Here is a 26,145-nt window from a genome sequence, read left to right on the forward strand (position 1 = left end):
AGTGTCTCTCTTTGGGGGCGTCTTCTTGCCTGCGGCAAATCAGAAGTTCTTGATTTTGTAGGAGAGGTGTGTTAGAATGTACACAAACAAATTTTCGGAACATATGTTTATGAAGAGGTGATACTATGACAGAAAGAGAGATTCCTTTGGAGAGAAAGTTAAAGATTTTAGCAGATGCGGCGAAGTATGATGTTGCGTGTACTTCGAGTGGGTCAAGTCGAAGAGGGAAGAAGGGGCATCTCGGGAATACGGTATCTGTGGATATCTGTCATACATTTTCTTCCGATGGACGGTGTGTTTCTCTTTTGAAGATTCTTTTTAGTAATGATTGTGTTTTTGACTGCAAGTATTGTCCGAGTCGTGCTGCGAACGAGAAGGAAAGAGCAACATTTACCCCGGAAGAGATTTGCAGGCTTGTGGTGGAGTTTTATCGTCGGAATTATATTGAGGGGCTGTTTTTAAGTTCTGCGGTGGTGAAGAGTCCGGCATATACGATGGAGCGAATGTATGAGGCGATTTATATGCTTCGGAATAAGTATCATTTTAATGGTTATATTCACGTGAAGGCGATACCAGGGGCACCGGATGATATTATATATGCACTTGGATTTTTAGTAGACAGAATGAGTGTGAATCTGGAATTACCTACTGCCGAAGGCTTGAAGAGACTGGCACCGAATAAGAAGCCAAAGAATCTGATTCGGCCGATTCAGCAGATTCAGAGAGGAATACAGACGCAGAGAGTAGCACTTGGTAAGGATAGACGAATGGAGCGGGCGAAGGGAAATCAATATTTGTCGAATAGTATATTTAATGAGAAGAATACTTCCTCTGTTGAGGAGAAGTCTGTATTTTCTATAATGGAAGATGCGCAGAAATCTGTTAAGAAGAATGATAATGTAAATAGGCGACAAAATGATCCGGAACTTCCAGCAATTGGAACCGCACCCCCTCTTTTGAGGGAACACCGTTTATATCAGGCAGATTGGCTGCTTCGGTATTATGGATTTCAGGCGGATGAACTCCTAAGTTCGGACCGGCCGAATTTTAATACATTTATAGATCCGAAGTGCGACTGGGCATTGCGACATCTAGAATACTTTCCTGTAGAGATTAATCAGGCAAGCTATGAACAGCTGCTTCGTGTTCCGGGAATAGGGAATAAGTCCGCAGGGCGAATTGTCAGGGCAAGAAGACAGGCGGCACTTGATTTTGAAGATATCAAGAAGATGGGAGTTGTATTAAAGCGGGCAGTTTATTTTATAACCTGCAGAGGTAAGATGAAGTATCATACACCGATAGAAGAAGACTTTATTACCCGCCAGCTTATTGGGACGAATCAGAAAGATAACTGGAAGATAGAGCATCCAACAACATACAGACAGTTATCTTTATTTGATGATTTTAATTTGACGTGAACTCCCCATCACCTAAAGAAAGCAGAAATGATATGGTAGTTTTTACATGTAAAGATAGATTTGATGATATGATGACCTGTATTTATGAAGCGTGGGCATCCCATCTTGGACATAACAATATAAAGTTAAGAACAGAGCCGCTTGGAACAATGGAACTTTTTTGTGAATACCGTCATGTGGAGGCAGATAAAGAGAAAACAGAGAGTGTGATAAGAACGATTCAGCAAAAGATTTCCTTTCATGCATATCAGATGGTATATCATGCAGCGATGGCAGCAGATGAAGAGGAGAAGCTTGATAGTATTTATCGTTTTTTAATATTGGGATTCCATTATGGCAGGAAGATTCTCGATTCGCTACAGAATCCGATCGTAATGAAAATATTTGAGTTAGAACGAAAAGCAAGTAATGAAGCACATATATTTCGGGAATGTATTCGGTTTACCGAGATGAATCATCACATACTTGTGGGGATAATTTCTCCCAAATGTGATGTCGTTACCTTACTTGCACCACATTTTGTGGATAGATTACCTTCTGAAGACTGGATGATTATAGATGATAATAGAAGAACAGCAGTGGTACATCCGGCAGACCAGCCATATTATCTGACATCTCTTTCCGAAGAAGAAATGTCAGAATTCCTGGCAAGAGAATCTGCAGCAAAGGATACCGATAGTATGACTGCACTGTGGAAAACATTCTTTCAGACGATTGGGATTAAAGAACGTAAGAATCCCGTATGTCAGCGCAATCTTATACCGCTCTGGTACAGAAAGCACATGTCAGAAATGCAGGATTAATTATAAGTTTGCGGCATTTTGCAGCATGAAGAACATAAATTAATCCTGAAAGAATCAGGTTTCTAACGAAAAATTGTTCCAAAGTTTTCCTGATCGTAGATTTTAAGTAATTCCTGTACGCCTTCTTTTACTTCATCACGAGTGAAGTCTGCTGCTTCAAGTTCAGCATCAGCCATACGGTTTAGATCATAATAGAAGAACAGACCGACTTTTAATATGTCCGGATTAATTGGATTAGCATATTCATATAGAATATCTTCTGCATCATTAATATTGCCATCGTTGATCATTTGCTTTAACTTAGGATAGAGCGTATTTTCCTGAAGAAGACCTTTTTCAGCATCAAGCCAGCATCCAGGTTTGATTCCATAGGCAATTTTAAGATAAGTTTCTATTAATTCATTTGTTAAACGTAAGTCAAAATCATCACGAAGCATGTTATAAAACCTCCTGTTTTTTATAATGCACTCACAGACTCTTCTCACAAAAGTAAGGATGTGAAGAATCCCGAAGTACATAGCATTATTAAACTTTATAATTATACACTAGAGTTCGCGGAAATTTCAATATTTATCTTATGGCAATCAAGTAAAATCCTATAAAAGTTCAGAATTATAAAAATGATTTTAATCTATGTATTTTGTCATAGAATCAAAATCATTTTTTTGTTATAATATCTTTGCCAAAACAGGAGGAAAAATAAAATGGTAAAAATAGATTTAATTACAGGGTTCTTAGGTTCGGGTAAGACCACATTTATAAAAAAATATGCAAAGTATCTTATAGATCAGGGATTAAATATCGGTATATTAGAGAATGATTTTGGGGCAGTAAATGTCGATATGATGTTACTTCAGGACATTGCAGGAGAAAAATGTACATTGGAAATGGTAGCAGGTGGATGCGATAAAGATTGTCATAGAAGAAGATTTCGCACAAAACTTATTGCAATGGGAATGTGCGGATATGACAGAGTATTGATCGAGCCGTCCGGAATTTTCGATATGGACGAATTCTTCGATGCCCTTCATGAATCTCCGCTTGACAGATGGTATGAAATAGGAAATGTAATTACAGTTGTAGATGCAATGCTTGAAGAGAACCTCTCAGAAGACGCAGAATTCATCCTTGCATCGGAAGTAGCCAATGCAGGCATTGTTTTATTAAGTAAAGCGCAGGAGGCAGCAGAAATCGATATAGAGCGCACAAAAGCACACCTTAATAAAGCAATGGAATCTGTCCATTGCGACCGCCGATTTGAAAAAGAAATCTTTGCCAAAGATTGGAATAAACTTTCTGATGCAGATTTTAAAAAAATTCAGTCAGCAGGCTATGCTGGTGCAGATTATGAGAAAAAAGACATTGCAGAAGAAGATGCATTTCAGTCATTATATTTTATGAATTTAACTATGCCGGTAGAGAAACTTGAAGAAAAAGTAAAACAAATATTTAACGACAAAGAATGTGGGAATATCTTCCGAATAAAAGGCTTTATGCAGACAAAACCAGATCAGTGGATCGAACTTAATGCCACACATCAAAATATTACTATACAATCGATAAAAAAAGGACAGGAAATCTTCATAGTAATAGGAGAAAAACTAAACAAAGAAAAGATAACTACTAATTTGATGGGGACACAGACACCGCTCTGCTAGAAGATATTGAGCTGAATTGTATGGAGTATTCTAAAGAAAAAAGAATGGTTATAAGTTTGATTTTGTTCCGTTGCGCTAAGCATTCCATTCTGCCCAGAAAAACAGGAACTTGGGAAAAACGAGTCCCAAGTTCCTATGGTCAGAATTCCATAGCGCAAAGTCATAAAATGCAATACTTATAACCATTCTTTTTTCTTTATCATAGTATTCTTACAATTCAGCATAAAATTTTGTTTCAGCGCCTGTCTGTTTTTAATAACAAATAGCAAATTAGTATTTAGATTTACAAAAATGTGATACACTATGAATAGAAGTATTTATAAAGAACAGGAGGGAGAAAATGGGTACATTTTTTAATCCGGGGAATGGAAGTTTTACACAGGATAAGAATAGTGAAATTTATATTGATAAAACAGAACTTTTAAAATTTTTAAACAAAAAATTAGGAACGAATGGAAAATGTATCGCTGTTAGTCATGCCAGACGTTTTGGTAAGTCCCATGCTGCCGGAATGATCGATGCTTACTATAGTCTGGGTAGTGATTCCTCAAAATTATTTGAAAATACTAAGATTGCATCAGATCCAGACTATGAAAAATATCGAAATAAATATAATGTGATCCATTTGGATATTTCATCAGTTTGGGATTATCATAAAGAAGATTTAATAGAATCGATAGAAGAACGTGTTTGTGAGGACTTTCAAAAAATATATGGGGATTTATTAAACTATAAGAGAGATTTTTATTTGCTGATACAGGATATTTATTTGCTGACAGGAATTCCATTTGTTATTATCATTGATGAATGGGATTGTGTTATCCGAAATAGCCACGATCAGGCTTTAGTCCACAAATATTTGCAATTTCTACATTCTTTGTTTAAGTCAGAAGAATCGAAAAGCTTTTTAGCACTTGGATATATCACGGGAATATTACCAATTAAGAAGATAAAAGATGAATCTGCTTTAAATAATTTTCAGGAATATACGATGTTAGATTCCTATCCAATTACAGAATACTATGGTTTTACTGAAAAAGAAGTTAAAGATTTATGTAAAGATTATAGTATGGATTTTGAAACAGTGAAAGCATGGTATAATGGGTATCTGATTGATGGAGAGCATATGTATAATCCTAATTCTGTATCACAGGCATTAGAAAGGCATAAAATAGATTCTTACTGGAGAAATACCTCTGCTTTTGATACAATAAATACCTTTATCACCATGAATTATGCTGGGTTAAAAGATGATGTTATGAAAATGTTAACTGGTGGTAAAGTTCGCATAAATACAAATACATTCCAAAATGATTTTTCTATAATAACGTCAAAAGATGATGCATTAACAGCTTTAATTCATTTGGGATATCTTGGATATGATGCAGATAGAAAGAAATCATTTATTCCAAATTATGAGGTGGCAACGGCATTTGAATTAGCATTGCAGACAGGTTCATGGAAAGAAATTGCAGAATCAATTTCTAAGTGTGATGAACTATTAGATGAAACAATTGATGGTAATGCCGAAAGAGTGGCTGAACTTATTGGACTTGCGCATGAAACATATACATCCATATTGAAATACAATGATGAGAATGTATTGAGCTGTGTCCTCACAATGGCATACTTTACTGCACCCGCTTACTACAATGTAATTAGGGAGATGCCATCAGGAAAAGGTTTCGCTGATTTTGTCTTTCTTCCAAGAGCAAATGCAGGAAACCGTCCTGCGATGATTATAGAATTAAAGTATAATCAATCCGCAGAAACAGCGCTCAAGCAGATTAAAGAAAAACGCTACCAGGGAGCTTTGTCCGGATATCAGGGAAAGATTCTCTTAGTTGGAATCAATTATGACTCAGAAAAACATCATACCTGTATGATAGAGGAGCTGTAAATCTTCAGAAATTTAAATACTAATTGCCGGGGAGACAGACGCCGCTTTAGCTCAATATCTTTTGCTAAAGCGGCGTCTGTCTCCCCATCAAATTAGTATTTAATCGTCTACAACCTGAACTTTTAACATATTTGTTGTTCCAGAACGTCCGATTGGTACACCAGAAGTAATAACAGTAACGTCACCTTTTTCAAGGAGTCCATCTCTCTTACATGCATTGATTGCACGTTCGAAGAGTACGAATACTTCCCATTCTTCTCCAAGAAGGATTGGGCGAACACCCCAGGAAAGGTTTAACTGACGGCATACTTTCTCATCCATAGCGCATCCGATGATGTCGCATCCTGGACGGTATTTGGAAATCATTCTTGCAGAGAAACCACTCTTAGTTACAGTGATGATTGCCTTTGCGTCGAGGTCGTAAGCTGTGCTGCAGGTAGCATGGCAGATAGCGTCTGTGATACCTGGGTCAGTGTATTTAGCCATATCATTGAAACGTTTGCGGTAGTTGATTTCCTTCTCTGTACGTTCAGCGATTCTTGCCATCATCTTAACAGCTTCTACAGGATAAGCACCTGCTGCTGTCTCACCAGAAAGCATAGTAGCACTTGTTCCGTCGTAGATAGCGTTAGCTACGTCAGTAGTCTCGGCACGAGTAGGACGAGGGTTCTTCATCATGGAATCGAGCATCTGTGTAGCTGTGATAACTACTTTACCTGCTGCGATTACTTTTTTGATAATCATCTTCTGGATGATTGGAACTTCTTCTTCAGGGATTTCTACACCCATGTCACCACGGGCAACCATGATACCTTCGCAGGCCTCGATGATAGAGTCGATGTTATCAACACCCTGAGAGTTTTCGATTTTAGCGATGATACGGATATCTTCGCCACCGTTTGCCTTTAAGAACGCTTTCATTTCTTTGATATCGTCTGCTGTTCTTGTGAAAGAAGCTGCAACGAAGTCAACGTCCTGTTTGATACCGAATAAAAGGTCTTCTTTATCTTTTTCACTCATGAATGGGATGGAGAGTTCAACACCAGGGATGTTAACACCTTTACGGTTAGAAATAGTTCCGCCATTCTCTACTTTACAGTGGATATCCTGCCCCTTGATAGCCACTACTTTTAATCCTACAAGACCGTCATCAATTAAGATGCTGGAACCAACATGGATATCTTTGTGTAAATCTTTGTGAGTAACACTGACAATATCCTTTGTTCCTTCTACATCTCTTGTAGTAAGACAGAAGTCCTGTCCCATCTCAAGAGTAACTCTTTCGTCTTTAAATGTTTTAAGACGAATTTCTGGTCCTTTTGTATCTAACAGACATGCAACCGGAAGGTTATGCTTTGTGCGTAAAGCTTTTACTTTATCTATTCTTTTCTTCTGATTCTCGTAAGTATCATGAGAAAAATTAAGACGGGCAACGTTCATACCAGAGAGCATTAACTGCTCTAAAACATCACCTTTATCCGTTGATGGTCCAAGGGTACAGATAATCTTGGTTTTTCGCATAGTAATAAGTCCTCCTATTTCCTTGGGTTAAAATTAGTATTACCATTCTATTTTAATAATTTCGATTGATTTGTCAACGGGTATTTCAAGGTATTTATGAGAAATGAACGTAAAATCTTCTTAATATACACGAATCAGACTGGAAATACTGTTAACTATGGAAAGTCTTTTCAAAATGTTCAAGGCATCGGTAAAATACAGTTCTTTTACTTCATCGGTAATAATAACCAGTTCGGCATTGCCATTTTGGCGGGACTTTTGAATAATCTGGGCGATACTTACCTGACTTGTTCCGAATACGCTTGTGATATTCGCAAGAACACCTGGTCGGTCAGCTACCTGCAGACGGAGGAAGAAACGGGAATAAGTATCCTGAATATTTTTCACTGGAAGTTCTTTGTAGCAGGAGCAGACATGAAGATTAGAATGTTTTTCAACGATATGTCTTGCAACTGTACATAAATCCCCGGTTACCGCACTGGCAGTCGGACGTTTGCCTGCACCACGGCCATAGTACATTGTATCATCGGATGCAGTTCCGTGAACAAATACAGCGTTAAAGGAATCATTTACTGTTGCCAGAGGATGATCCTGTGGGATTAAAATTGGAAGAACTTTTACTTCGATGCCGTCCTCATCTTTTCTTGCAATGCCGACAAGTTTGATGACAGAATTAAATTCTTTTGCATAGAAAATGTCTTTTGCGGTAATATTGCGGATTCCCTCAATATAGACATCAGAGAAGGTAACGCGAGAATGGAATGCGATGGATGCCATAATAGCGATTTTACGACCGGCATCAAGACCGTCAACATCAGCAGTAGGATCGGCTTCAGCATATCCTAAATCTGTAGCTTCTTTTAACGCTTCGTCATAGCTCATACCACTCTGTGTCATACGGGTAAGAATATAGTTTGTTGTACCATTTACGATCCCCATAACTTCAGTAATATTTTCACTGGACATACTTTGTTTTAATACTTGAATGATTGGGACACATCCTGCAACGGCAGCTTCAAACTTGAAATCACAGCCATATTTTTCGGCAGAATCTAAAAGTTCATGCCCATGTTCAGCAATTAAATCTTTATTTGCTGTAACAATCTGTTTTCCAGCTTTCATTGCTTCAAGCAAATAAGACTTTGCAGGTTCAATACCACCCATAACTTCAATAATAATAGAAATATTGTCATCTTCAATAATTTCATTCCAGTTATCTGTAAGAAGGGGAGAAGGGATACCTTCTCGTTCTTTCGAGGCATCACGCACAAGAATTTTAGTGATTTGAATTTGTGTACCACAAATATGAGAAAAATCTTCCTGACGTTCCTGGACAAGTTGATATACACCACTGCCGACAGTACCGGCACCTAATAAAGCGGCTTTTACAATTTTGTTCTGAGCTGTTTCCATATGTTTCCTCCAATTTTATGAATGATGTTTTAAAACCCTCAGGATTAGAAAATCCTGAGGGTTTTGTTTAGTTAGTTTGTTTAATTAGTTCAGTTGTCAGAACTATCTGTCAGTTCTACGACGAAGAACGATAAATGCACACATAACAAGTGCAAATACACTTACAACCATGTAAAGAACAGGGTTTGAAGCATCACCAGTTTTGGATGATTTGGATTTTTTGTTCTTTTTAGTAGTTGCTTTTTTAGTGTTTGCTTTTTTCTGTGTAGTTGTTTTCTTAGTAGTTTTTGTAGTAGGATCTGTATTTTCAGATGGATCTACACTTGGAGTTTCAGTTGTAGTAGCGGATGAGTCGTCTGCTGGAGTTTCAGTTGTAGTGGCGGATGAGTCATCAGCAGGAGTTTCTGTTGTACCTGGGTCAGGAGTTTCTGTTGTACCTGGGTCAGGAGTTTCTGTTGTACCTGGGTCAGGAGTTTCTGTTGTACCTGGGTCAGGAGTTTCTGTTGTACCTGGGTTAGGAGTTTCTGTTGTACCTGGGTTAGGAGTTTCTCCAGAATCTCTCTTAAGGATATGGAAATGATCTGTTCCATCAGGAGTCTCAGCTAACTTATAGTTAGGATTGAGAGAAGATGTATCTGGGTAGATATCATAGTAACCAGCTTCTTCGCCAGCTTCACGTGTAAGCTTAAGTCCAAGAGAATCACCATCTAATACACCCTCAGCTTTATAAGTAAGTTCAGGATCTTTGTCACCAACGTATTTTTCTTTATAGTCGATGTTAACCTTAACAGCCTTTGGATGAATAATAAAGAATGATTTTGCAGCAGATGGACGGTGTGTTGCATCTCCAGGATACGTTGCGATTGCAATGTATGCACCTGCCTCAACAGGAGCAGTGAATCCGAGGTAAATATACTTGCCGCCATCAACTCTGATGTAAGTTACGTTAGCTTTAGTAACTTCATTGTTATTATCATCGTATACAGTTGCATCTACAGCAAATGCAGAACCATCATATGTACAATCTACTGGATTGTTGATGATAATATGAGTGTTAGCTCTTGTGATTGTATATGTTCTTGAAATTGGTGTAGCAGAGTAAGCTGCGTCAGTAACATATAAAGTTTCTGTATAAGTTCCTGCTTTGTAGGAAGGTGTGCTGGAAGAGTATCCTTTACCATTCCAAGCTATTCCAACGTAAGAAGCCTTTACAGTAGCTTTTTTGTCGCTTGCATATCCACCAAAGTTAAAGCTGCTTGCTTTGCTGACAGATAAAACATGTCCTGGCATAGACTGATTGAAGTGTAATGTTACAGTAGAAGGCTTTGTAGCCTCATCTGTATCCTTCTTTCCTTCTGGAGTAGGACCATCAACTACTGGCTTGTCAGGTTTAACACATTCTGGGTCTGTAGCCTTTTTCTCAGAAGTCTTTGTCTTTTTAGAAGTAGTCTTCTCTTCAGAAGTCTCTGCTTCTGTCTTTTCAGCAGCAATAGTCTTCTCCTCAGGAGCTTCTGTCTTCTCAGCGGCAGTAGTCTTCTCTTCGGAAGCCTCTGTTTTTTCAGTTACAGTTGTTGCGTCTTTAGAAACTTCTGTCTTCTTTTCAACTTCAGTTGCTTTCTCCTTAGGAGCTTCTGTAGTAGCTTCGCTCTCAGATACTGCAGCAACGTCTCTTGCGAATGAAGAAACTGGTGCGGTGCTTAATGCAACGGAGCAAGCAAGAGTCAGTGCTAAAAGATTTTTGTAGATTCTTTTTTTCATTTGTTCCTCAACATCCTTTCTTAAATTTGCCGTAGTTCTTTTGAAATAAAAAATTACGAAAGTTATATAAAAGTATAGTTTATTATAGCAGAGGTCTTGGAAATAAGCAATAAATAAAGTAATATAAAAATGTTTTGCAAGCGTAGTTTTTTGATTTCAAAGGAAAAAATATGATACAATAATTTGTAGTATTGTTATACAAAAAGAGAAGAATAGAAATAAAAAAATTTTAACCGGACAAAAGGTATGTATTGATAATTTAATTGTATAAAAAATATAATTAAAATATAAAAAATGAGTTTGTTTTGAGAGAGTATGCTTGAAAAAATATTACATATAAAAAAGAAGCAAAAACAGATGTCATCTTAAAATATTATCAAAAATATAAAAATAGATGAGAAAATTTTTGCTTCTTTTTTATCCTTTTCTAGCAAGAAGACTCCGACCTCTAAGGGACACCACTGAAAAATTAACTTTGCATACAATATATAGCACTGTAAAGTTAACAAACATACTTTATTTCGTATTGATTTACACGAAAAAAGACTTTTTCAGTGGCATCCTATAGGTGGGGGAGGACGTCACAAATCAAATTTGCCGTATTTTTAAAGTATGCTGAAAATTGTAACGCATATCTTGCAGAAAGCATTTTTCAGACATGCTCTAGAATCCAAAGAGTTTTAAATCTTCTTCAACAGTTCCAATTCCTGCAATACCAAAAGTATTTACAAGAACTTTTGCCACATTTGGGGATAAGAAAGCTGGAAGAGTTGGTCCAAGGTGGATATTTTTCACTCCAAGATAGAGAAGGGCAAGTAAAACAATAACGGCCTTCTGTTCGTACCAGGAGATGTTATAGAGGATTGGAAGTTCATTAATATCTTCAAGTCCAAATACTTCTTTTAATTTGAGGGCAATAACGGCGAGGGAGTAGGAATCGTTGCACTGTCCGGCATCGAGTACTCGTGGAATGCCACAGATATCTCCTAAATCAAGTTTATTGTATTTATATTTTGCACAGCCTGCAGTAAGGATGACGGTGTCTTTTGGCAATGCTTTTGCAAAATCTGTGTAGTAGTTTCTTGATTTCATGCGACCGTCACAACCAGCCATAACGACAAACTTTTTAATTGCGCCGGACTTTACAGCGGCAACAATATCATCGGCAAGGGCAAGTACCTGGTTGTGGGCAAAGCCTCCAACAATTTCTCCATGTTCGATTTCTTCTGGTGGAGTACAGTGTTTTGCCTGTTCGATAATTGAGGAGAAGTCTTTTTCTTCACCGATTTCTCCAGGAATGTGTTTGCAACCTGGATATCCGGTTGCACCTGTTGTGTACAATCTGTCTTTATAGCTGTCCTTTGGTGGAACGATACAGTTTGTTGTCATGAGAATTGGACCGTGAAAGCTTTCAAATTCTTCTTTCTGTTTCCACCATGCATTTCCATAGTTGCCGACAAAATTTGGATACTTTTTGAAGGTAGGATAGTAGTGGGCTGGAAGCATTTCAGAGTGTGTGTATACATCCACATCCGTCCCCTGTGTCTGTTCGAGTAGCATTTCAAGGTCGCGAAGGTCATGTCCGGAAACAAGGATACCCGGACGGCTGCCAACACCGATGTTTACTTTTGTGATTTCTGGGTTTCCGTAAGCAGAAGTATTGGCATTGTCAAGAAGAGCCATACCTTCTACACCGTATTTTCCGGTTTCTAAAGTAAGCGCGATTAAATCATCGACAGATAAACTATCATCAAGAGTTGCGGCAAGGGTACGCTGCATAAATGCATCAATTTCTTCATTATCCTGTAAAAGAACATTTGCATGCTTGGAGTAAGCGGAAAGTCCCTTTAATCCGTAAGTAATCAGTTCACGAAGGCTTCGGATGTCCTCATTTTCTGTAGAAAGAACACCGACAGCTGCAGCTTTTGTATCAAATTCCTCCACGGAGCCGTTCCAGAGAGCTGCTTCTGGGAGTACATCTTTATTTGTTAGTTTAGAAAGGAGCAAATCTTTTTCGGAAAGCGTTTCCTGAATCCGGGCGATAATTGCTTCTTTGCTAAAGTTGGCATTGGTGATTGTAGTAAATAAATTCAGTGTAATCATGTGATTGACTGCTGGCTGAATCTCTACTCCTTCCTGTCTTAAAGTAGTAGTTACCGCAGAAATTCCTTTTGTAACATAGACCAATAAATCCTGCATGGCAGCGATATCGGGCTGTTTTCCACAGACTCCAACGCGGGTACATCCACTGCATCCGGCAGTTTCCTGACACTGATAACAAAACATTTGGTTTTCCATAAAAGTTAATCTCCTTTTTACTCTAATATACTTTTTAAATCTTAATAGGCTGGTATTATGGTGTATCTCCAACGTATTCACGTAAATGGTGCTTATAGCAACTTTTTTAATAATAAAAAGATAGTGCTAAAAAATTTAAGTGAAGCTGACAAAAAATAACTTCATAAAATCAAATTGAAAAGATTTTAAGAGTACATTTTTATAAATTCTATTATGAAGGAAATACAACAGTAAGAAGCCACTTAAAGTCTTCTTTTGCGTAAACAGAATGAGGCTTTTTCGCTGGCATAACAAGGGTATCCCCTGCCTGTAAAATATATTCTTTGCCATCAACAGTGAACTGACCGGTTCCTTCAAGAACGAGAACCATTGCATCACCGGTAGAATCATGTGTAGCGATTTCTTCATCTTTGGAAAATGCGAAAAGAGTCACACTCACATAATCGTTCTGTGCTAAAGTTTTGCTGACAATCTGTCCTTTATCGGCAGAAATCTGGTCAGTAAGATGTAAAACTTCTTCATGTGAAATATTTTTGATATAAGCCATTGTTATCCTCCTTTAATTGACTTTCTATACGCAGTATAATATAGTTGATTTGATAAATATGTTGTTTTGACAACAAACGGGGAGAAAAAATATGGATTTTTATAAATTATCGAAAACAGTGCTTTTTCAGGGGGCAACGCCGGAAGAAACAGAGCAGATGTTGTCCTGCTTAAAGGCGGGCAAACGCAAATATAAAAAGGAAGAAATGATTTACCGGGTCGGTGAAGTCGTATCCTGTATCGGCATTGTTTTATCAGGAAGTGTTTTAATAGAAAATGATGACATCTGGGGAAACCGCAGTGTGCTAGAGCGGGCCGGTGAAGGAGAAATCTTTGCAGAAACCTATGCCAGTATCCCAGACCAGAAAATGTTAGTTAATGTCATTGCGGCAGAAGATACAGAAATTTTATTTTTAAATGTGGGAAAAATGCTCCACCTTTGTTCCAATTCCTGCATTTTCCATAATGAACTCATAAAAAATCTTTTACAGGTTTCCGCACAGAAAAATCTCGCCCTGTCCCGAAGAATTTTTAACACTTCCTCCAAATCTATCCGGGGAAGACTGCTATCCTATTTATCGAATCAGGCAGTACTATGTAACAGTAAAGAATTCGATATACCATTTAACCGCCAGCAGCTTGCAGACTACTTAAGCGTAGACCGTTCCGCACTGTCCAAAGAACTTGGGAAAATGTCCAAAGAAGGATTGATTTATGTGAAAAAGAGTCATTTTCGTCTGTTATCTGTGCAGGAATTATTTGAAGAAGAGTCTTAGAATTTGTTTGAAGAATCAATTAGTAATCTGTACTCTTCCTGATTTGTGGGATATTTTACTTTATTCAGTTGACGTAGTCCATGATGAACTACTGTTGCTTTGGTGAAAGTTTCCATGAATATAATACACATTTTGTAGAAAGTATTTTCTAAATCCACTTCACCTTTTGAGTAAAAATGAATGTCTGGAAAAATGTTTTATGGAATATCTGTTAAGTGACAGAAAAAATGTTTTGTTAAAATTGTCTATACATTTACAAAATATTTTTAAAAATTAATAAAAAAATTCTTTGAAAATAAAAATATTTGTGAATCTTTTTTCTGACAGCAGTGCTATAATTGCACCGTAACAAAGAAGAGGTTATTTAAAAAGAATAACCGTAAAAAATACTTATCAGACCTGATAAAGTAGGGCCTCTAAGCATCAGACATTTTGGAGGAAAAGACAAATGAATACTTTAAGTGCTGAAAAAAGAGATATGCAGATCAAGGCAAAAAAGCTTAGAAGGGAAGGATTTGTTACAGGCAATGTGTTCGGTAAGAACATGGAAGGCTCCATGCCGCTGAAAATCGAGAAAAAAGAGGCAGAAAGAATCTTAAGAACCTGTAATAAGGGAAGTCAGTTAATTCTCACTGTTGAAGGACAGAAAATGCCAGTCTTATTAAAAGAGATTGACTACAATGCAATGAAACATGAGATTGTAGAAATGGATTTCCAGGCATTAGTAAAAGGTGAAAAAGTACATTCTGTAGCAGAAGTTGTACTCTTAAATCATGAGAAAGTAAAATCTGGTGTCGTAGAATTATTATTAGAGGAAATCAGTTATGAAGCATTACCAGAAAATCTGATTGAAAAAGTTGAAATCGATTTAGATGGTAAGACAGCAGGTGATACTATCAGAGTAAAAGATTTACCAATCGCAACTGCAGAAGGTATCCATCTGAAGACGAATCCGGAGGAGACAGTTGTACAGGTAACAGAAGTACACAATGCTCCAGAGGAAGAAGAGACTGAGGAAGCTGCTGAAGAATAAGCGGTGTAGCTTGTAGATAATAAGATATAAAAGGCTCCAGTATATTATATATACTGGAGCCTTTTATATATGTAGGTTATGAGCTGCACCTGATTTTTACTAATTAATTCAACTAATTAATTCAACTAAATCCAGTCACTGTCAGCCCACGAAGAGAAACGATAGCCTATCGTTTCTCTTCGTGGGTGTCTGTTGGTTAATGAATCAAATCATAGTATACCTTGCCGTTTTGTTTAGATTTGCTTATCATTTCCTGTCGTTCCATATAAGGCAGCAGCGAATCCAAAAACTGATTTGGATTAGTGACTCCGATTCGCTGTTTACTAAATGGCTGGCTGGCGGTTAAGTCTTTTACACAGTCAGAGAGTTCCTTTTTTGTCATTTTCCCATTGCGTTTTAATTCTTTTTTTATCCGGCTGATTCCCTTAGAGGTCAGGAGGTTGTTTAAATCCTGATTCTGGTGCATGGAACGCCACAATCCCCAGCCGTAGATTAACATAGTGGCTACGGCAAAGAGTAGGATATAGGGGAGATAATGTATCAGATTTTTCAGTAATTCCATGGGTGCTCCCTTCTTATCTTAATTTTTTATGTGATTTTTGTTAGCCATTTTATTTGTAGTTTATATCTTTTTTATTTTAATTTTTCTGAATAAGTAATTAAATGATGGTCTTTCAAAATTTCGAGAAATTTAATAAGGCGGGAGAGTGATTTTTCCATTTTAGGGAAATGAGCATCGAGTTCCTGGGAGAGTGTGTGAATGTCTTTTTTATCATCAATAATGTTCCAGACGAAGCTGCCGTAATCGTCAAGGTCGATAGAACTTACTTTTGGACGGTGGAAGAATTTCTGGGCGATTTTGTTAAAGAAACCTTCCCAGCGAATGAAGACGGTAATGTTTCCCTTGTCGTTTGTTTCATATTTTATTTCTGGATTTTTTACTGGGATAAAATCAAGGTAGTTTTTATCTATTTTCTGTTTTGCCATAGGGACTCCTTTCATATATTTGTAAATATGATTATAACGGTTAGAATATAGTTCGTAAAGTGTATAAATAATTTTGGCAGTGAAAGAGGTTCTCTCACTGCCAGAAATGAAATATGTTTTGTAATTTAATTGTTAATTAGTTTTGTTGTTCTTTTTTACACATAAGAAGTATAAATAAGCAAGTAAAATGATGAAAATAACTAAGCTAGCAATCTGTGGAAGGGCAACAGGGGAAACAAACTTAGAGTCAACTTTTGCTACCGCACAGATAGCAAGGATAACTCCCATGAGTCCCTCTCCGGCAATCAGACCGGAAGTAAATAATGTTCCACGTTCAATGCAAGCTTTCTTTTCTTTTTCTTCGTTTTCATTTGCTGCTTTACGGCGTTCAAGAATCCAGCGAACTACACCACCAGCCATAATACCGGCACTCAGTGAGAATGGAAGGTACATACCAACAGCAAATGGAAGTACTGGAATACCAAGAATCTCAACAACGATAGCGATGAATACACCAACAAGGATCAGTGCCCATGGAAGTTCTGCATTCATGATACCTTCAACGAGCATCTTCATCATTGTAGCCTGTGGAGCAGGAATTTCGTTAGAACCGAATCCCCATGCAGCATTTAACAGATATAAAACATATCCGATTGCAGCGGAAGAAGCGATAACACCGATCATTTCACCAATCTGCTGAAGTTTAGGTGTAGCACCTACGATGAAACCTGTCTTTAAATCCTGTGAAGTATCGCCGGCGATAGCAGCAACGATACAGATAATACTACCGATACAGATGGAACCGATCATACCTGTAGTTCCTGTAGTTCCTGTAGCTTTTAAAATTAAAGTAGAAATAATTAAAGTAGCAATTGCCATACCGGAAACTGGGTTGTTAGAAGAACCGATTAATCCAACCATACGGGCGGAAACAGTTGCAAAGAAGAATCCGAATATAACAACAAGAACTGCACCAAGGAAACTTACAGGGAAAATTGGAAGTAACCAGATGGCAACAGCAATAACAGCGATAATACCAAGAATAATCGGCATTGGTAAGTCGCGCTGTGTACGAGAAGCATCAGCAGTAGCGCGGTTTTTAGCCATGCTGCCTATTGCCTGTTTAAATGTACGGACAATGAGTGGTGAAGTCTTGATTAAGCTCATGATACCACCAGCTGCAACGGCACCGGCACCAATGTACTTGATATAAGTTCCCCATAATGATCCTGGAGCAAGAGTAGAAATTACTTCACTTCCAGGGAAGATGGTAGCATCTTTACCAAATAATGCAATCATAGGCATGAGTACAAACCAGCTTAAAGTGCCACCTGCGAACATGTATTTTGAAATCTGAGGTCCACAGATGTAACCAACACCGGCAAGGGCAGGAAGAACCTGAATACCTACGGAAGAGCCGGCATATGCCTGAATATCATAACCAATTTCACTAGGGAAAAGTTTAACTCCATCAGCGATGAATTTGTAAATAGCAGCGATACCAAGACCGGAGAATACGATACCAGCTTTGTTACCACCTTCTTCTCCGGCAAGGAGAACCTCTGCACAGGCAGTTCCTTCAGGGAAAGGAAGAACACCATGTTCTTCAACGATAAGAGCCTGACGAAGTGGAACCATGAAACAGACACCAAGGATACCACCAACAAGTGCAACTAAAAAGATAGTTAAAATACTAGGAGAATCAATCTTACCTTCTTTTGCCCATAAGAATAAAGCAGGGAGCGTAAAGATTGCTCCGGCAGCAACAGACTCACCGGCTGAACCGATTGTCTGAACAAGGTTGTTTTCCAAGATAGAATTCTTACGAAGAATGATACGAATAATACCCATGGAAAGTACGGCTGCAGGAATAGATGCGGAAACGGTCATACCAACTCGAAGTCCAAGATATGCGTTAGCAGCACCAAAAATAACTGCAAGTAAAATACCAAGAATTAAGGCTGTGACTGTAAATTCCGGAACTACCTGGTCCGCAGGAATATACGGTTTAAAATCGTTTTTGTTTTCCTTCATTACGTTTATCCTTTCTTTTTTACAATTTCCTTACAAAAACATAACAATTATAACATTTATATAAAATGAAATAAAGGTAAAAAAATGTGCTTTTTTTGTGGTTTATGGAACTTATTAGGTATAAATAATAACTATAAAGTAGTAGAAAATGGCTGTAAAATTAGTGAAATTAACTTTTTTTGCGTACTTCTTCATTGACTTTCAGCTAAATAATGCAGAATATTTTTCATAACAAGATGACTCAGCGAACGATGTGGAGGTATCATCGAGTAAAGTCAATACAGGTCAATAAGAAATAGGTAATTTACATACCAAAATGTCAATGAGATATTATTATGTACAAAATAAAAAAATAAAAAAAGACTTACATAAATTTTTTCTTTATGCTATAATGTCAAGCCGTATCAAATAAATTAAATATCGTAAAAATATTTTGGTCTAATTGGAAACGCACAATATTTTAAAGGTATGCAGTTTTAAGAAAGTACTATATTTTAGAAATATTTAAAGGTGTATGAAATATAAAATTGCAAACATATAAAATGTTGATAACGAACAACACAGCCTATTTTTATGCTATTTCATCGAAGTTTAAATAGCTAGAGCGTGTTTGAAAAATCATTCCAGCAATCTGCACGCCTCAATTTAAAGTATTTATTTTGAATGAGAAAGATTATTTTAAGAAAAACAGCTATTTAAGATTTTGATAAACAGAATGAAAAAGGAGGCAGCTGATTATGCCAAAAACAAAGTTACAGAACGTTATTTTTACAATTATCATGGCTTTTGTCATGGTCTACGCAATGGTTTGCTACAATATCGCAATCGATAAAGGTGGTATGAGCAACCAGATTTTCTTACTCGCATTTCACGAGATGCCAATTATGTGGCCGATTGCAGCTATTTTAGAATTTTTCGTAGTTGAAAAATTATCAAAATTCCTTGCATTCCGTATTGTATCCCCAACAGATAAACCAATATTCATTACACTTGCAATCTGTTCTATGATTGTCTGCCTGATGTGTCCGGTCATGAGCTTTATCGCAACTGCATTATTCAAACATCCAGGAAGTGAGATTATCGCACAGTGGTTACAGACAACAGTAATTAATTTTCCAATGGCACTTTGCTGGCAGATTTTCTTTGCAGGTCCGCTGGTAAGAAATGTGTTCGGAAAATTTGTAAAATAAACTAAATTACCCTCCTATAGCAGTCCCCAGTGTTCAGTGACGGTTTTCTATCACAGCTCTGGTTTTCGCCCATCCCCCTTTACAACCTCCCAAGAATCTTCTATATTATATGGTGAGTTTTGCAGAAAGGAAGGCATACTATATATGAAGAGTTCTTTATTTCCTACATTGAAAAATTATAAAAAAGAATATCTGGGAAAAGATATCGCAGCAGGTATTATGATAGCGGCGGTTTCTATTCCTATCTCTATGGGATATGCGGAAGTATCAGGATTGCCAGCAGTTTTTGGACTGTATGGTTCTGTGCTTCCCATTTTATTTTTTGCACTTTTTTCCACATCACCGCAATTTATTTTTGGAGTAGATGCGGCACCGGCGGCCATTGCGGGAGCAGCACTGGCGAGTCTTGGAATTGAGAGCGGCAGTGCAGATGCTCTGCGGTATATCCCAGTTATCGCATTATTTGTTGGTTTGTGGCTGCTTTTATTTTATTTTTTGAAAGCAGGCAAGCTTGTTACATTTATTTCGACTCCGGTTATGGGCGGATTTATCAGTGGGATTGCGTTGACGATTATTTTGATGCAGATTCCTAAAATCATGGGTGGCAAGTCTGGTTCGGGTGAACTCCCAGAATTATTAAAGCACTTATATGAGATAGCACAGCATATTAACTGGGTGTCAGTAGCATTAGGTGTTGGCGCATTGGCAATTCTTATTATTTCTAAAAAGGTTATGCCTAAGTTTCCGATGGCGGTTGTGATTATGGCATTAGGAATGATTGCAACAATGGTATTCCATGTAGACAGGTACGGAGTTACTTTGCTAGCAAAAGTTGAGCCAGGACTTCCTAAGTTTATTTTACCAGACATTTTCCATGTGGATTTAAGCCACGCGGCAGGCAGAGGCCTGATGATTGCAGTTGTTGTTATGGCCGAAACTTTGCTTTCTGAGAATAATTTTGCAGCAAAAAATGGTTACAAAATTGATGATAATAAAGAAATTTTGGCCTGTGCAGCAGGAAATATTATCTCTGCGTTTACAGGCAGCTGCCCGGTAAATGGAAGTATTTCCAGAACTTCGATGAATGAGCAATTTGACGGAAAGACGCAGGCAGTTTCGATTACAGCAGCAGTTACAATGGTGGCAGTTCTGCTTTTTGCCGCGGGCTTTATCGGATATTTGCCTGTTCCGGTACTGACAGCTATAGTCATTTCGGCGCTGATGAATGTTGTGGAATGGCATTTGGCAGTGCGATTATTTAAGGTAAGCCGCAAAGAATTTTATATATTTGTGGCTGCTTGTATGGCGGTATTATTCCTGGGAACTATTTACGGTGTAATTATTGGAATAATTCTTTCCTTTGTTGCAGTTGTTATCCGTGAGACAAATCCACCAAGGGCATTTCTTGGAGGGATACCTGGAAGAGATGGATTTTATGATTTGAATAAAAATCACTATGCACATCCGATTGAAAATACAGTGATTTACCGCTTTAATGCAAGCCTGTTCTTTGCAAATAGCAAGCTGTTTCAGGAAGATATTGAAAATCATTTAAAAGAGGATACGAAAACGGTAATTGTGGATGCGGGAACAATCACGAATATTGATATTACAGCGGCAGATACGCTTCTTATGCTGAAGAATAATCTGGAGAAAAAAGGAATTGCTTTCTATATCACAGAACATATGCAGGGACTTAACACACAGCTTCGCAATTTGGGAATGGGATCTTTGATTGAAGAAGGCTGTGTCAGACGAACAATTACGGCGGCTCTTTTAGATTCTGGATTACAAAAGCCATTTCCATTAGAAGGAGTTCCGGCAGATTTGCAGGAAAACTTAAAAGAGTTACAGGAAAATGCAGAAAAAGCATTGTCGTCACATAAACATAACACAAAAAATATAGAAAAAATTAAAAAGACATTGTGGCTGCATACTCTCCCAGCTGAGGAAGAAAATACACTCGAAGAATTTGCATGGGCATTTGGTGAGGATACTGTAAATGAGATTGAAAAACGGGTTCATCAGGTCATTTCCCATTTACATCACTGGCCAGAACTCGAAGCAATCTCAGAAAGTGGTCTCGCAAGACAGATGAGGGCATGGCATAATCTCGGAGTTATTGATGAGGATGAGGTACTTCGGAGGATGGAGCTTCATTTGGATGAACTCTCAGCAAATCTTGAAGAAGACAAGAACAAACAGCTTATCTTCCAAATGATTGAAAAACGCCGCCAGCATCTCGAAATGGAATTAAAACAGGAAAATCCAGAAATCTGGCAGAAGTTAGTAGAAAGCCGCAAACATTTAGAAAGAAGACTCGAAAAACAGAATCCAGAAGCAGCAAAAAGGTTACATGAATTGGAAGAAAAATTTCTGGGTTAGTTAGACAAACAGACGAAAATCGAAGCAACATCTCTGTGGCTGTAGTCGCAGCGAGAGGAAGTCTTCTATGAAAAGCCCCTCATTAAAAGTTATTGATTTTGACTCCGTTGTAAAAAACACAAAAGTCGCAAAATCAATAATTTTAATGAGGGACCTTTCTAACGGAGGTTGTTTTCTCACAGCTCTGAAGTCGTAGATTGGGTGAGATGCTGCTTCGATTTTCTGTCTTTGGCTACATTGAAATCAGAAATTTTTTTATAATTTATGGGGAAGAAAAAACATCTCAGTTATAAAGAAATATATCCATAAAAATATTTTGATAATATTTTTATAAATTAAAAAAATATAAGGTCATTTTGAAAAATGATATAGAGAAAAGAAAAAGAATGTTTAAGAAAAATTAATAATATTCTTTTTCTTTTTTAGTGTATAATAAAAATATTAGAGAAGATTTTAAGAGAGAATAAGATGTAGAGAAGTAAATTAACAGGAGGATGAAAAATGTCAGATTCTATATGGAGTGATGGTGGTAGAATACAGATGCCTCAATATGAAAAGCTGACTCGTATCAAAAAAGTAGATGTCACGATTGTCGGAGGAGGATTATGTGGTCTTCTATGTGCGTATTTCTTAAAGGAGGCGGGAGTGGAATGTCTGCTTCTTGAGGGAAGCAGGATAGGCAGTGGAACTGTGAGACATGCGATGGCACAGGTTACGTCGCAGCATGGCCTTATATACAGCAGATTGCTGGAAACTTTGGGGGAAGAGAAGGCCCGCATGTACTTTGAAGCGAACGAACTCGCATTGCATAAGTATCGGGAATTGGCAGCATCTATAGATTGTGATTTTGAGGAGAGAAGTTCCTATATTTATTCAAGAACAGACAAAGAATGCATTGAGAGGGAAGTGCGTGCAGCCAGTCTTCTTGGTATGAAAGCAGAATTTTGTGAGACACCGGAGCTTCCATTTGATACGGCGGGAGCAGTACGTTTTCCGAATCAGGCGCAGATGAATCCTGTAAAGTTTTTATATGGTCTGGTAAAAGATATTGAAAAGTCAGATAAGGTAACTATTTTTGAAGAAATGCCTGTAGATGATTGGATAAATGGAACAACATGGAGCGGACTCTATATAACAATTCCGAAAAATATCATTTGTACAACACATTTTCCATTTTATAAGAAAGCAGGAGGATATAATAATAAGCTATATCAGAATCGTTCCTATATCATGGCCCTTGATCATGTGCCGGAGCTTCATGGAATGTATGCAGATGCGTCTGATAACAGACTGGCATTGCGAGGATATAAAGATATGATTTTTGTAGGAGGAGCTACCCACAGAGTAGGGCAGGAAGAACGTGATTGGAATGAATTCAGAGAGAAGATTTTATCGTATTATCCAGAGGCAATAGAGCGGGAGCATTGGGAAGTAGAAGATTGTGTGAGTTTGGATGGAATTCCGTATATCGGACCATATTCAGATAAGACCCCGAACATGTATGTTGCTACAGGGTTTAATGGCTGGGGAATGACTTCCGCAATGACAGCAGCCATGTTGCTAACTGATGCTATCATAAATGGACAAAAAACAAATGGGGCTACAGAATCTTATCCATGGGGAGAAGTTTTCTATCCGGAAAGAAAGATTGTGCGTTCACAATATTTTGCGAATGTAAAAGAAAATGTAAGAGAGAATATAAAGAGTTTTTTGACCAGAAAAAGTAAAATAAATGATTGACAAATATTTTTAATAGTGCTACCATACACTCGAAACAAGGAAAAGCGATGAGGGAAACGAGTAATATAATCGAAATCATACAGAGAGAGTAACAGTTGCTGAGAGTTATTTATGAGGAAGTATATGAAAACCATTCCTGAGCTGCGATGCGAAAAAGAAATATTTTAAAAGAACTATACAGATTATATGAAGATGTTTCAAGAGAAGCATCCTGATGAATGTTAAGATATTTCACAAGTGTTGCCGTATGCCCGCGTTAAGGGATAGGATTTAATTTAGAGAATCTGAAGTGAAACTATAAGGTGGAACCGTGTATTTAATGCACCCTTAGATTATAGCTATGCTGTAATCTGTGGGTGCTTTTTTGATATAAATTAAAAGTAAGACATGTAGACTTTTTAATCAAATATGTTTTAGTTGTAAGCTGCAGCGGTCTATATTCATTACTATTAACGTTCCCAAATCAGATTCATTCTTATTTTGGAGGTAAAAAGAAATGAAAGTTCTCGAAAAAAATGGACAGGTAATCGAAGGTAATTTTGAAGAAAAAGAAGTAAAAGAAGCGTTTTGGCACACAAGCGCCCATGTATTGGCACAGGCAGTAAAGAGATTATATCCAGATACGAAATGTGCGATTGGACCAGCAATCGATAATGGATTTTACTATGATTTTGATTTCTCTTTCCCATTTACAGAGGAAAATCTTGCAGCAATCGAAAAAGAAATGAAGAAGATTGTAAAGCAGTCTCTGCCATTAGAAGTATTTGAGGTTACAAAAGAAAAAGCCTTAGATTACATGAAAGAAAGACAGGAAGATTACAAAGTAGAAATGATTGAGGAACTTCCAGAAGGAGAGACAATCACATTTTATAAACAGGGTGACTACGAAGAATTCTGTGCAGGCCCTCATGTATCCAATACTTGTGTAATCAAGGCAATTAAGCTCCTTTCTACAGCAGGTGCGTACTGGCGCGGCGATGAAAAGAACAAAATGCTTACAAGAATTTATGGAATTTCTTTCCCAAAAGCTGCTGAGTTAAAAGATTATCTGAATATGCTCGAAGAGGCAAAGAAGAGAGATCACAGAAAGCTTGGAAAAGAACTTGGATTATTTACCATCATGGAAGAAGGTCCGGGATTCCCATTCTTCTTACCAAAGGGAATGATTCTGAAAAATACTCTGATTGATTACTGGAGAAAGATGCATACAAGAGAAGGATACGAAGAAATCTCCACACCAATCCTCTTAAACAGACAGCTTTGGGAAACATCAGGACACTGGGATCATTACAGAGAAAATATGTACACAACAGTAATTGACGACATGGATTTTGCTGTAAAACCAATGAACTGTCCAGGTGGAATGCTTGTTTATAAGATGGAGCCTCGTTCTTACAAAGAACTTCCACTTCGTCTTGGGGAACTTGGCCTTGTGCACCGTCACGAAAAGTCCGGACAGCTTCATGGACTGATGCGTGTAAGATGCTTTACACAGGACGATGCCCATATCTTTATGACAGAGGCGCAGATTGAAAATGAAATCCAGAAAGTCGTAAAATTGATTGATGAAGTATATAAGAAATTTGGATTTACTTATCATGTAGAATTATCCACTCGTCCAGCTGATAGCATGGGAACAGAAGAAGAGTGGGAAGTAGCAACAAATGCATTGGAAAATGCAATCAAAGCCATGAATATTCCTTACGAAGTAAATGAGGGAGACGGCGCATTCTATGGTCCAAAACTTGACTTCCATTTACAGGATTCTATCGGAAGAACATGGCAGTGCGGAACAATCCAGCTTGACTTCCAGCTTCCACAGAGATTTGAGGCAGAATATATTGGAGCAGACGGAGAAAAACATCGTCCAATCATGATTCACCGTGTTGTATTTGGTTCTATTGAGCGATTTATCGGAATCTTAATTGAACATTATGCAGGAAAGTTCCCAACATGGTTAGCACCGGTACAGGCAAAAGTTCTTCCTGTATCCGACAAATTTGCAGATTACGCAAAACAGGTTGCTGAAGCACTCAAAGCAAGCGGCGTTCGTGTAGAAGTCGATGACCGCGACGAGAAACTTGGCTATAAAATCAGACAGGCACAGCTCCAGAAAGTTCCTTATATGCTTATTCTCGGAGAAAAAGAGCAGAGCGCAGGAACGGTTTCTGTTCGTAAGAGAGATCTTATTGATGAGAATGACAGCCCAGAACTTGGCACAATGAGCGTGGAGGAATTTGCCGCAATTATCAAAGAAGAATCTCAGTATTAAATTACTATTTAATTCATTAAGCGAACTACAGACGAAGCCATTGCCCCCAATAAGGCATATTTGTGATTTTAGTCGCGGCGTGTTGAATGTTCGCTCTATTCGCTCGCATCCAACACTTGCTCCGAGACCACAAATATGCCTTATTGGGGGCAATGGCTTCTGTGCTGTGGCTGGAGAAGGTGAATTAAACAGGGGGAGGGGATTGGGGGACAGAAGCTGATGTCTTCTGCTTATTCGAGAATGACTGGGAACAGGGGGATGATTTAGCTTTTTTAATGGTTACCTCAGCAATATTTCAATAATTTTCAGAATAAAAAGCAGACTGTTGTTATCAATATCAATTCATTACCACTTCTATTTAAATACAAAACATCTATTCACAATATTTTAAGAGCAAGTAGAAAACTTCTACC

At 37.8% G+C, this 26,145-nt stretch carries 19 protein-coding genes and 2 pseudogenes; 11 read left to right on the plus strand and 10 right to left on the minus strand.

Annotated elements, in window-relative coordinates; translation table 11 throughout:
* The first annotated feature begins 125 nt into the window (after positions 1-125).
* Positions 126-1,418, plus strand: coding sequence for a putative DNA modification/repair radical SAM protein (locus EUBHAL_RS12880; protein WP_005350741.1), 1,293 nt, complete (start codon positions 126-128; stop codon positions 1,416-1,418).
* A gap of 32 nt (positions 1,419-1,450) precedes the next feature.
* Positions 1,451-2,221, plus strand: coding sequence for a TIGR03915 family putative DNA repair protein (locus tag EUBHAL_RS12885; protein WP_044923528.1), 771 nt, complete (start codon positions 1,451-1,453; stop codon positions 2,219-2,221).
* 62 nt (positions 2,222-2,283) lie between these two features.
* Here EUBHAL_RS12885 and EUBHAL_RS12890 read toward each other — a convergent pair whose 3' ends face one another.
* The gene (locus EUBHAL_RS12890) at positions 2,284-2,658 is read right to left on the minus strand and encodes a DUF6483 family protein (RefSeq protein ID WP_005350747.1); all 375 of its coding nucleotides are present in this window, start codon (positions 2,656-2,658) and stop codon (positions 2,284-2,286) included.
* A gap of 267 nt (positions 2,659-2,925) precedes the next feature.
* On the opposite strand from EUBHAL_RS12890, the gene EUBHAL_RS12895 reads away from it, so the two are divergent.
* The gene (locus EUBHAL_RS12895) at positions 2,926-3,879 is read left to right on the plus strand and encodes a GTP-binding protein (protein ID WP_005350750.1); all 954 of its coding nucleotides are present in this window, start codon (positions 2,926-2,928) and stop codon (positions 3,877-3,879) included.
* Positions 3,880-4,219: 340 nt separating this feature from the next.
* Positions 4,220-5,779 (plus strand): AAA family ATPase, encoded by a 1,560-nt coding sequence (locus EUBHAL_RS12900; protein WP_005350753.1) that lies wholly within the window; start codon positions 4,220-4,222, stop codon positions 5,777-5,779.
* 99 nt (positions 5,780-5,878) lie between these two features.
* On the opposite strand, the gene pyk is transcribed toward EUBHAL_RS12900, so the two are convergent.
* The 3 genes from pyk to EUBHAL_RS12915 all read right to left on the minus strand — a co-directional run bounded on the left by pyk (position 5,879) and on the right by EUBHAL_RS12915 (position 10,471).
* On the minus strand, positions 5,879-7,300 hold the full coding sequence (gene pyk / locus EUBHAL_RS12905; RefSeq protein WP_005350754.1) for a pyruvate kinase: 1,422 nt from the start codon (positions 7,298-7,300) through the stop codon (positions 5,879-5,881).
* Between the two features lie 120 nt (positions 7,301-7,420).
* Positions 7,421-8,713 (minus strand): homoserine dehydrogenase, encoded by a 1,293-nt coding sequence (locus EUBHAL_RS12910; RefSeq protein WP_005350757.1) that lies wholly within the window; start codon positions 8,711-8,713, stop codon positions 7,421-7,423.
* Between the two features lie 102 nt (positions 8,714-8,815).
* On the minus strand, positions 8,816-10,471 hold the full coding sequence (locus tag EUBHAL_RS12915) for an MBG domain-containing protein (RefSeq protein ID WP_005350761.1): 1,656 nt from the start codon (positions 10,469-10,471) through the stop codon (positions 8,816-8,818).
* A 554-nt stretch (positions 10,472-11,025) separates the two neighbouring features.
* Between EUBHAL_RS12915 and EUBHAL_RS17335 the strand changes: the two are divergent.
* A pseudogene (locus EUBHAL_RS17335) lies at positions 11,026-11,115 on the plus strand (hypothetical protein); the annotation flags it as partial.
* 19 nt (positions 11,116-11,134) lie between these two features.
* On the opposite strand, the gene hcp reads toward EUBHAL_RS17335, so the two are convergent.
* Both hcp and EUBHAL_RS12925 read right to left on the minus strand, forming a co-directional pair.
* Entirely contained in the window at positions 11,135-12,769 is a 1,635-nt protein-coding gene (gene hcp / locus EUBHAL_RS12920; RefSeq protein WP_005350764.1) for a hydroxylamine reductase, read from the minus strand.
* A gap of 211 nt (positions 12,770-12,980) precedes the next feature.
* Positions 12,981-13,316 (minus strand): cupin domain-containing protein, encoded by a 336-nt coding sequence (locus EUBHAL_RS12925; RefSeq protein WP_005350766.1) that lies wholly within the window; start codon positions 13,314-13,316, stop codon positions 12,981-12,983.
* Between the two features lie 91 nt (positions 13,317-13,407).
* Between EUBHAL_RS12925 and EUBHAL_RS12930 the strand changes: the two genes are divergently transcribed.
* Complete coding sequence (locus EUBHAL_RS12930; RefSeq protein ID WP_005350770.1) at positions 13,408-14,091, plus strand: Crp/Fnr family transcriptional regulator; 684 nt, start codon at positions 13,408-13,410, stop codon at positions 14,089-14,091.
* Positions 14,092-14,539: 448 nt separating this feature from the next.
* Positions 14,540-15,124, plus strand: coding sequence for a 50S ribosomal protein L25 (locus EUBHAL_RS12935; RefSeq protein WP_005350773.1), 585 nt, complete (start codon positions 14,540-14,542; stop codon positions 15,122-15,124).
* A 196-nt stretch (positions 15,125-15,320) separates the two neighbouring features.
* On the opposite strand, the gene EUBHAL_RS12940 is transcribed toward EUBHAL_RS12935, so the two are convergent.
* The 4 genes and pseudogenes from EUBHAL_RS12940 to EUBHAL_RS17340 form a co-directional block, all read right to left on the minus strand.
* On the minus strand, positions 15,321-15,686 hold the full coding sequence (locus tag EUBHAL_RS12940; protein ID WP_005350775.1) for a hypothetical protein: 366 nt from the start codon (positions 15,684-15,686) through the stop codon (positions 15,321-15,323).
* 71 nt (positions 15,687-15,757) lie between these two features.
* Positions 15,758-16,111, minus strand: a complete 354-nt coding sequence (locus tag EUBHAL_RS12945; protein WP_044923531.1) for a PqqD family protein — start codon at positions 16,109-16,111, stop codon at positions 15,758-15,760.
* A gap of 132 nt (positions 16,112-16,243) precedes the next feature.
* A complete protein-coding gene (locus EUBHAL_RS12950) occupies positions 16,244-18,145 on the minus strand; it encodes an OPT family oligopeptide transporter (protein ID WP_005350781.1) in 1,902 nt (633 codons plus the stop codon).
* Positions 18,146-18,716: 571 nt separating this feature from the next.
* A pseudogene (locus EUBHAL_RS17340) lies at positions 18,717-18,785 on the minus strand (DUF6783 domain-containing protein); the annotation flags it as partial.
* 97 nt (positions 18,786-18,882) lie between these two features.
* Between EUBHAL_RS17340 and EUBHAL_RS12955 the strand changes: the two are divergent.
* The 4 genes from EUBHAL_RS12955 to thrS all read left to right on the plus strand — a co-directional run bounded on the left by EUBHAL_RS12955 (position 18,883) and on the right by thrS (position 25,732).
* Positions 18,883-19,335, plus strand: a complete 453-nt coding sequence (locus EUBHAL_RS12955; protein ID WP_005350783.1) for a DUF2798 domain-containing protein — start codon at positions 18,883-18,885, stop codon at positions 19,333-19,335.
* A 144-nt stretch (positions 19,336-19,479) separates the two neighbouring features.
* A complete protein-coding gene (locus EUBHAL_RS12960; protein WP_005350785.1) occupies positions 19,480-21,720 on the plus strand; it encodes a SulP family inorganic anion transporter in 2,241 nt (746 codons plus the stop codon).
* A 501-nt stretch (positions 21,721-22,221) separates the two neighbouring features.
* Positions 22,222-23,460 (plus strand): NAD(P)/FAD-dependent oxidoreductase, encoded by a 1,239-nt coding sequence (locus tag EUBHAL_RS12965; RefSeq protein WP_005350787.1) that lies wholly within the window; start codon positions 22,222-22,224, stop codon positions 23,458-23,460.
* 496 nt (positions 23,461-23,956) lie between these two features.
* Positions 23,957-25,732, plus strand: a complete 1,776-nt coding sequence (gene thrS / locus EUBHAL_RS12970; protein WP_005350791.1) for a threonine--tRNA ligase — start codon at positions 23,957-23,959, stop codon at positions 25,730-25,732.
* The last annotated feature ends 413 nt before the right edge of the window (positions 25,733-26,145 follow it).

The organism is Anaerobutyricum hallii DSM 3353 (genome assembly GCF_000173975.1).
GTDB classification, from domain to species: domain Bacteria; phylum Bacillota; class Clostridia; order Lachnospirales; family Lachnospiraceae; genus Anaerobutyricum; species Anaerobutyricum hallii.

Excerpts from the sequence above, each read along its gene's own strand:
- EUBHAL_RS12880 (WP_005350741.1), top strand. The coding sequence starts at position 126 with ATGACAGAAAGAGAGATTCCTTTGGAGAGAAAGTTAAAGATTTTAGCA.
- EUBHAL_RS12885 (WP_044923528.1), top strand. The coding sequence starts at position 1,451 with ATGGTAGTTTTTACATGTAAAGATAGATTTGATGATATGATGACCTGT.
- EUBHAL_RS12890 (WP_005350747.1), bottom strand. The coding sequence starts at position 2,658 with ATGCTTCGTGATGATTTTGACTTACGTTTAACAAATGAATTAATAGAA.
- EUBHAL_RS12895 (WP_005350750.1), top strand. The coding sequence starts at position 2,926 with ATGGTAAAAATAGATTTAATTACAGGGTTCTTAGGTTCGGGTAAGACC.
- EUBHAL_RS12900 (WP_005350753.1), top strand. The coding sequence starts at position 4,220 with ATGGGTACATTTTTTAATCCGGGGAATGGAAGTTTTACACAGGATAAG.
- pyk (WP_005350754.1), bottom strand. The coding sequence starts at position 7,300 with ATGCGAAAAACCAAGATTATCTGTACCCTTGGACCATCAACGGATAAA.
- EUBHAL_RS12910 (WP_005350757.1), bottom strand. The coding sequence starts at position 8,713 with ATGGAAACAGCTCAGAACAAAATTGTAAAAGCCGCTTTATTAGGTGCC.
- EUBHAL_RS12915 (WP_005350761.1), bottom strand. The coding sequence starts at position 10,471 with ATGAAAAAAAGAATCTACAAAAATCTTTTAGCACTGACTCTTGCTTGC.
- hcp (WP_005350764.1), bottom strand. The coding sequence starts at position 12,769 with ATGGAAAACCAAATGTTTTGTTATCAGTGTCAGGAAACTGCCGGATGC.
- EUBHAL_RS12925 (WP_005350766.1), bottom strand. The coding sequence starts at position 13,316 with ATGGCTTATATCAAAAATATTTCACATGAAGAAGTTTTACATCTTACT.
- EUBHAL_RS12930 (WP_005350770.1), top strand. The coding sequence starts at position 13,408 with ATGGATTTTTATAAATTATCGAAAACAGTGCTTTTTCAGGGGGCAACG.
- EUBHAL_RS12935 (WP_005350773.1), top strand. The coding sequence starts at position 14,540 with ATGAATACTTTAAGTGCTGAAAAAAGAGATATGCAGATCAAGGCAAAA.
- EUBHAL_RS12940 (WP_005350775.1), bottom strand. The coding sequence starts at position 15,686 with ATGGAATTACTGAAAAATCTGATACATTATCTCCCCTATATCCTACTC.
- EUBHAL_RS12945 (WP_044923531.1), bottom strand. The coding sequence starts at position 16,111 with ATGGCAAAACAGAAAATAGATAAAAACTACCTTGATTTTATCCCAGTA.
- EUBHAL_RS12950 (WP_005350781.1), bottom strand. The coding sequence starts at position 18,145 with ATGAAGGAAAACAAAAACGATTTTAAACCGTATATTCCTGCGGACCAG.
- EUBHAL_RS12955 (WP_005350783.1), top strand. The coding sequence starts at position 18,883 with ATGCCAAAAACAAAGTTACAGAACGTTATTTTTACAATTATCATGGCT.
- EUBHAL_RS12960 (WP_005350785.1), top strand. The coding sequence starts at position 19,480 with ATGAAGAGTTCTTTATTTCCTACATTGAAAAATTATAAAAAAGAATAT.
- EUBHAL_RS12965 (WP_005350787.1), top strand. The coding sequence starts at position 22,222 with ATGTCAGATTCTATATGGAGTGATGGTGGTAGAATACAGATGCCTCAA.
- thrS (WP_005350791.1), top strand. The coding sequence starts at position 23,957 with ATGAAAGTTCTCGAAAAAAATGGACAGGTAATCGAAGGTAATTTTGAA.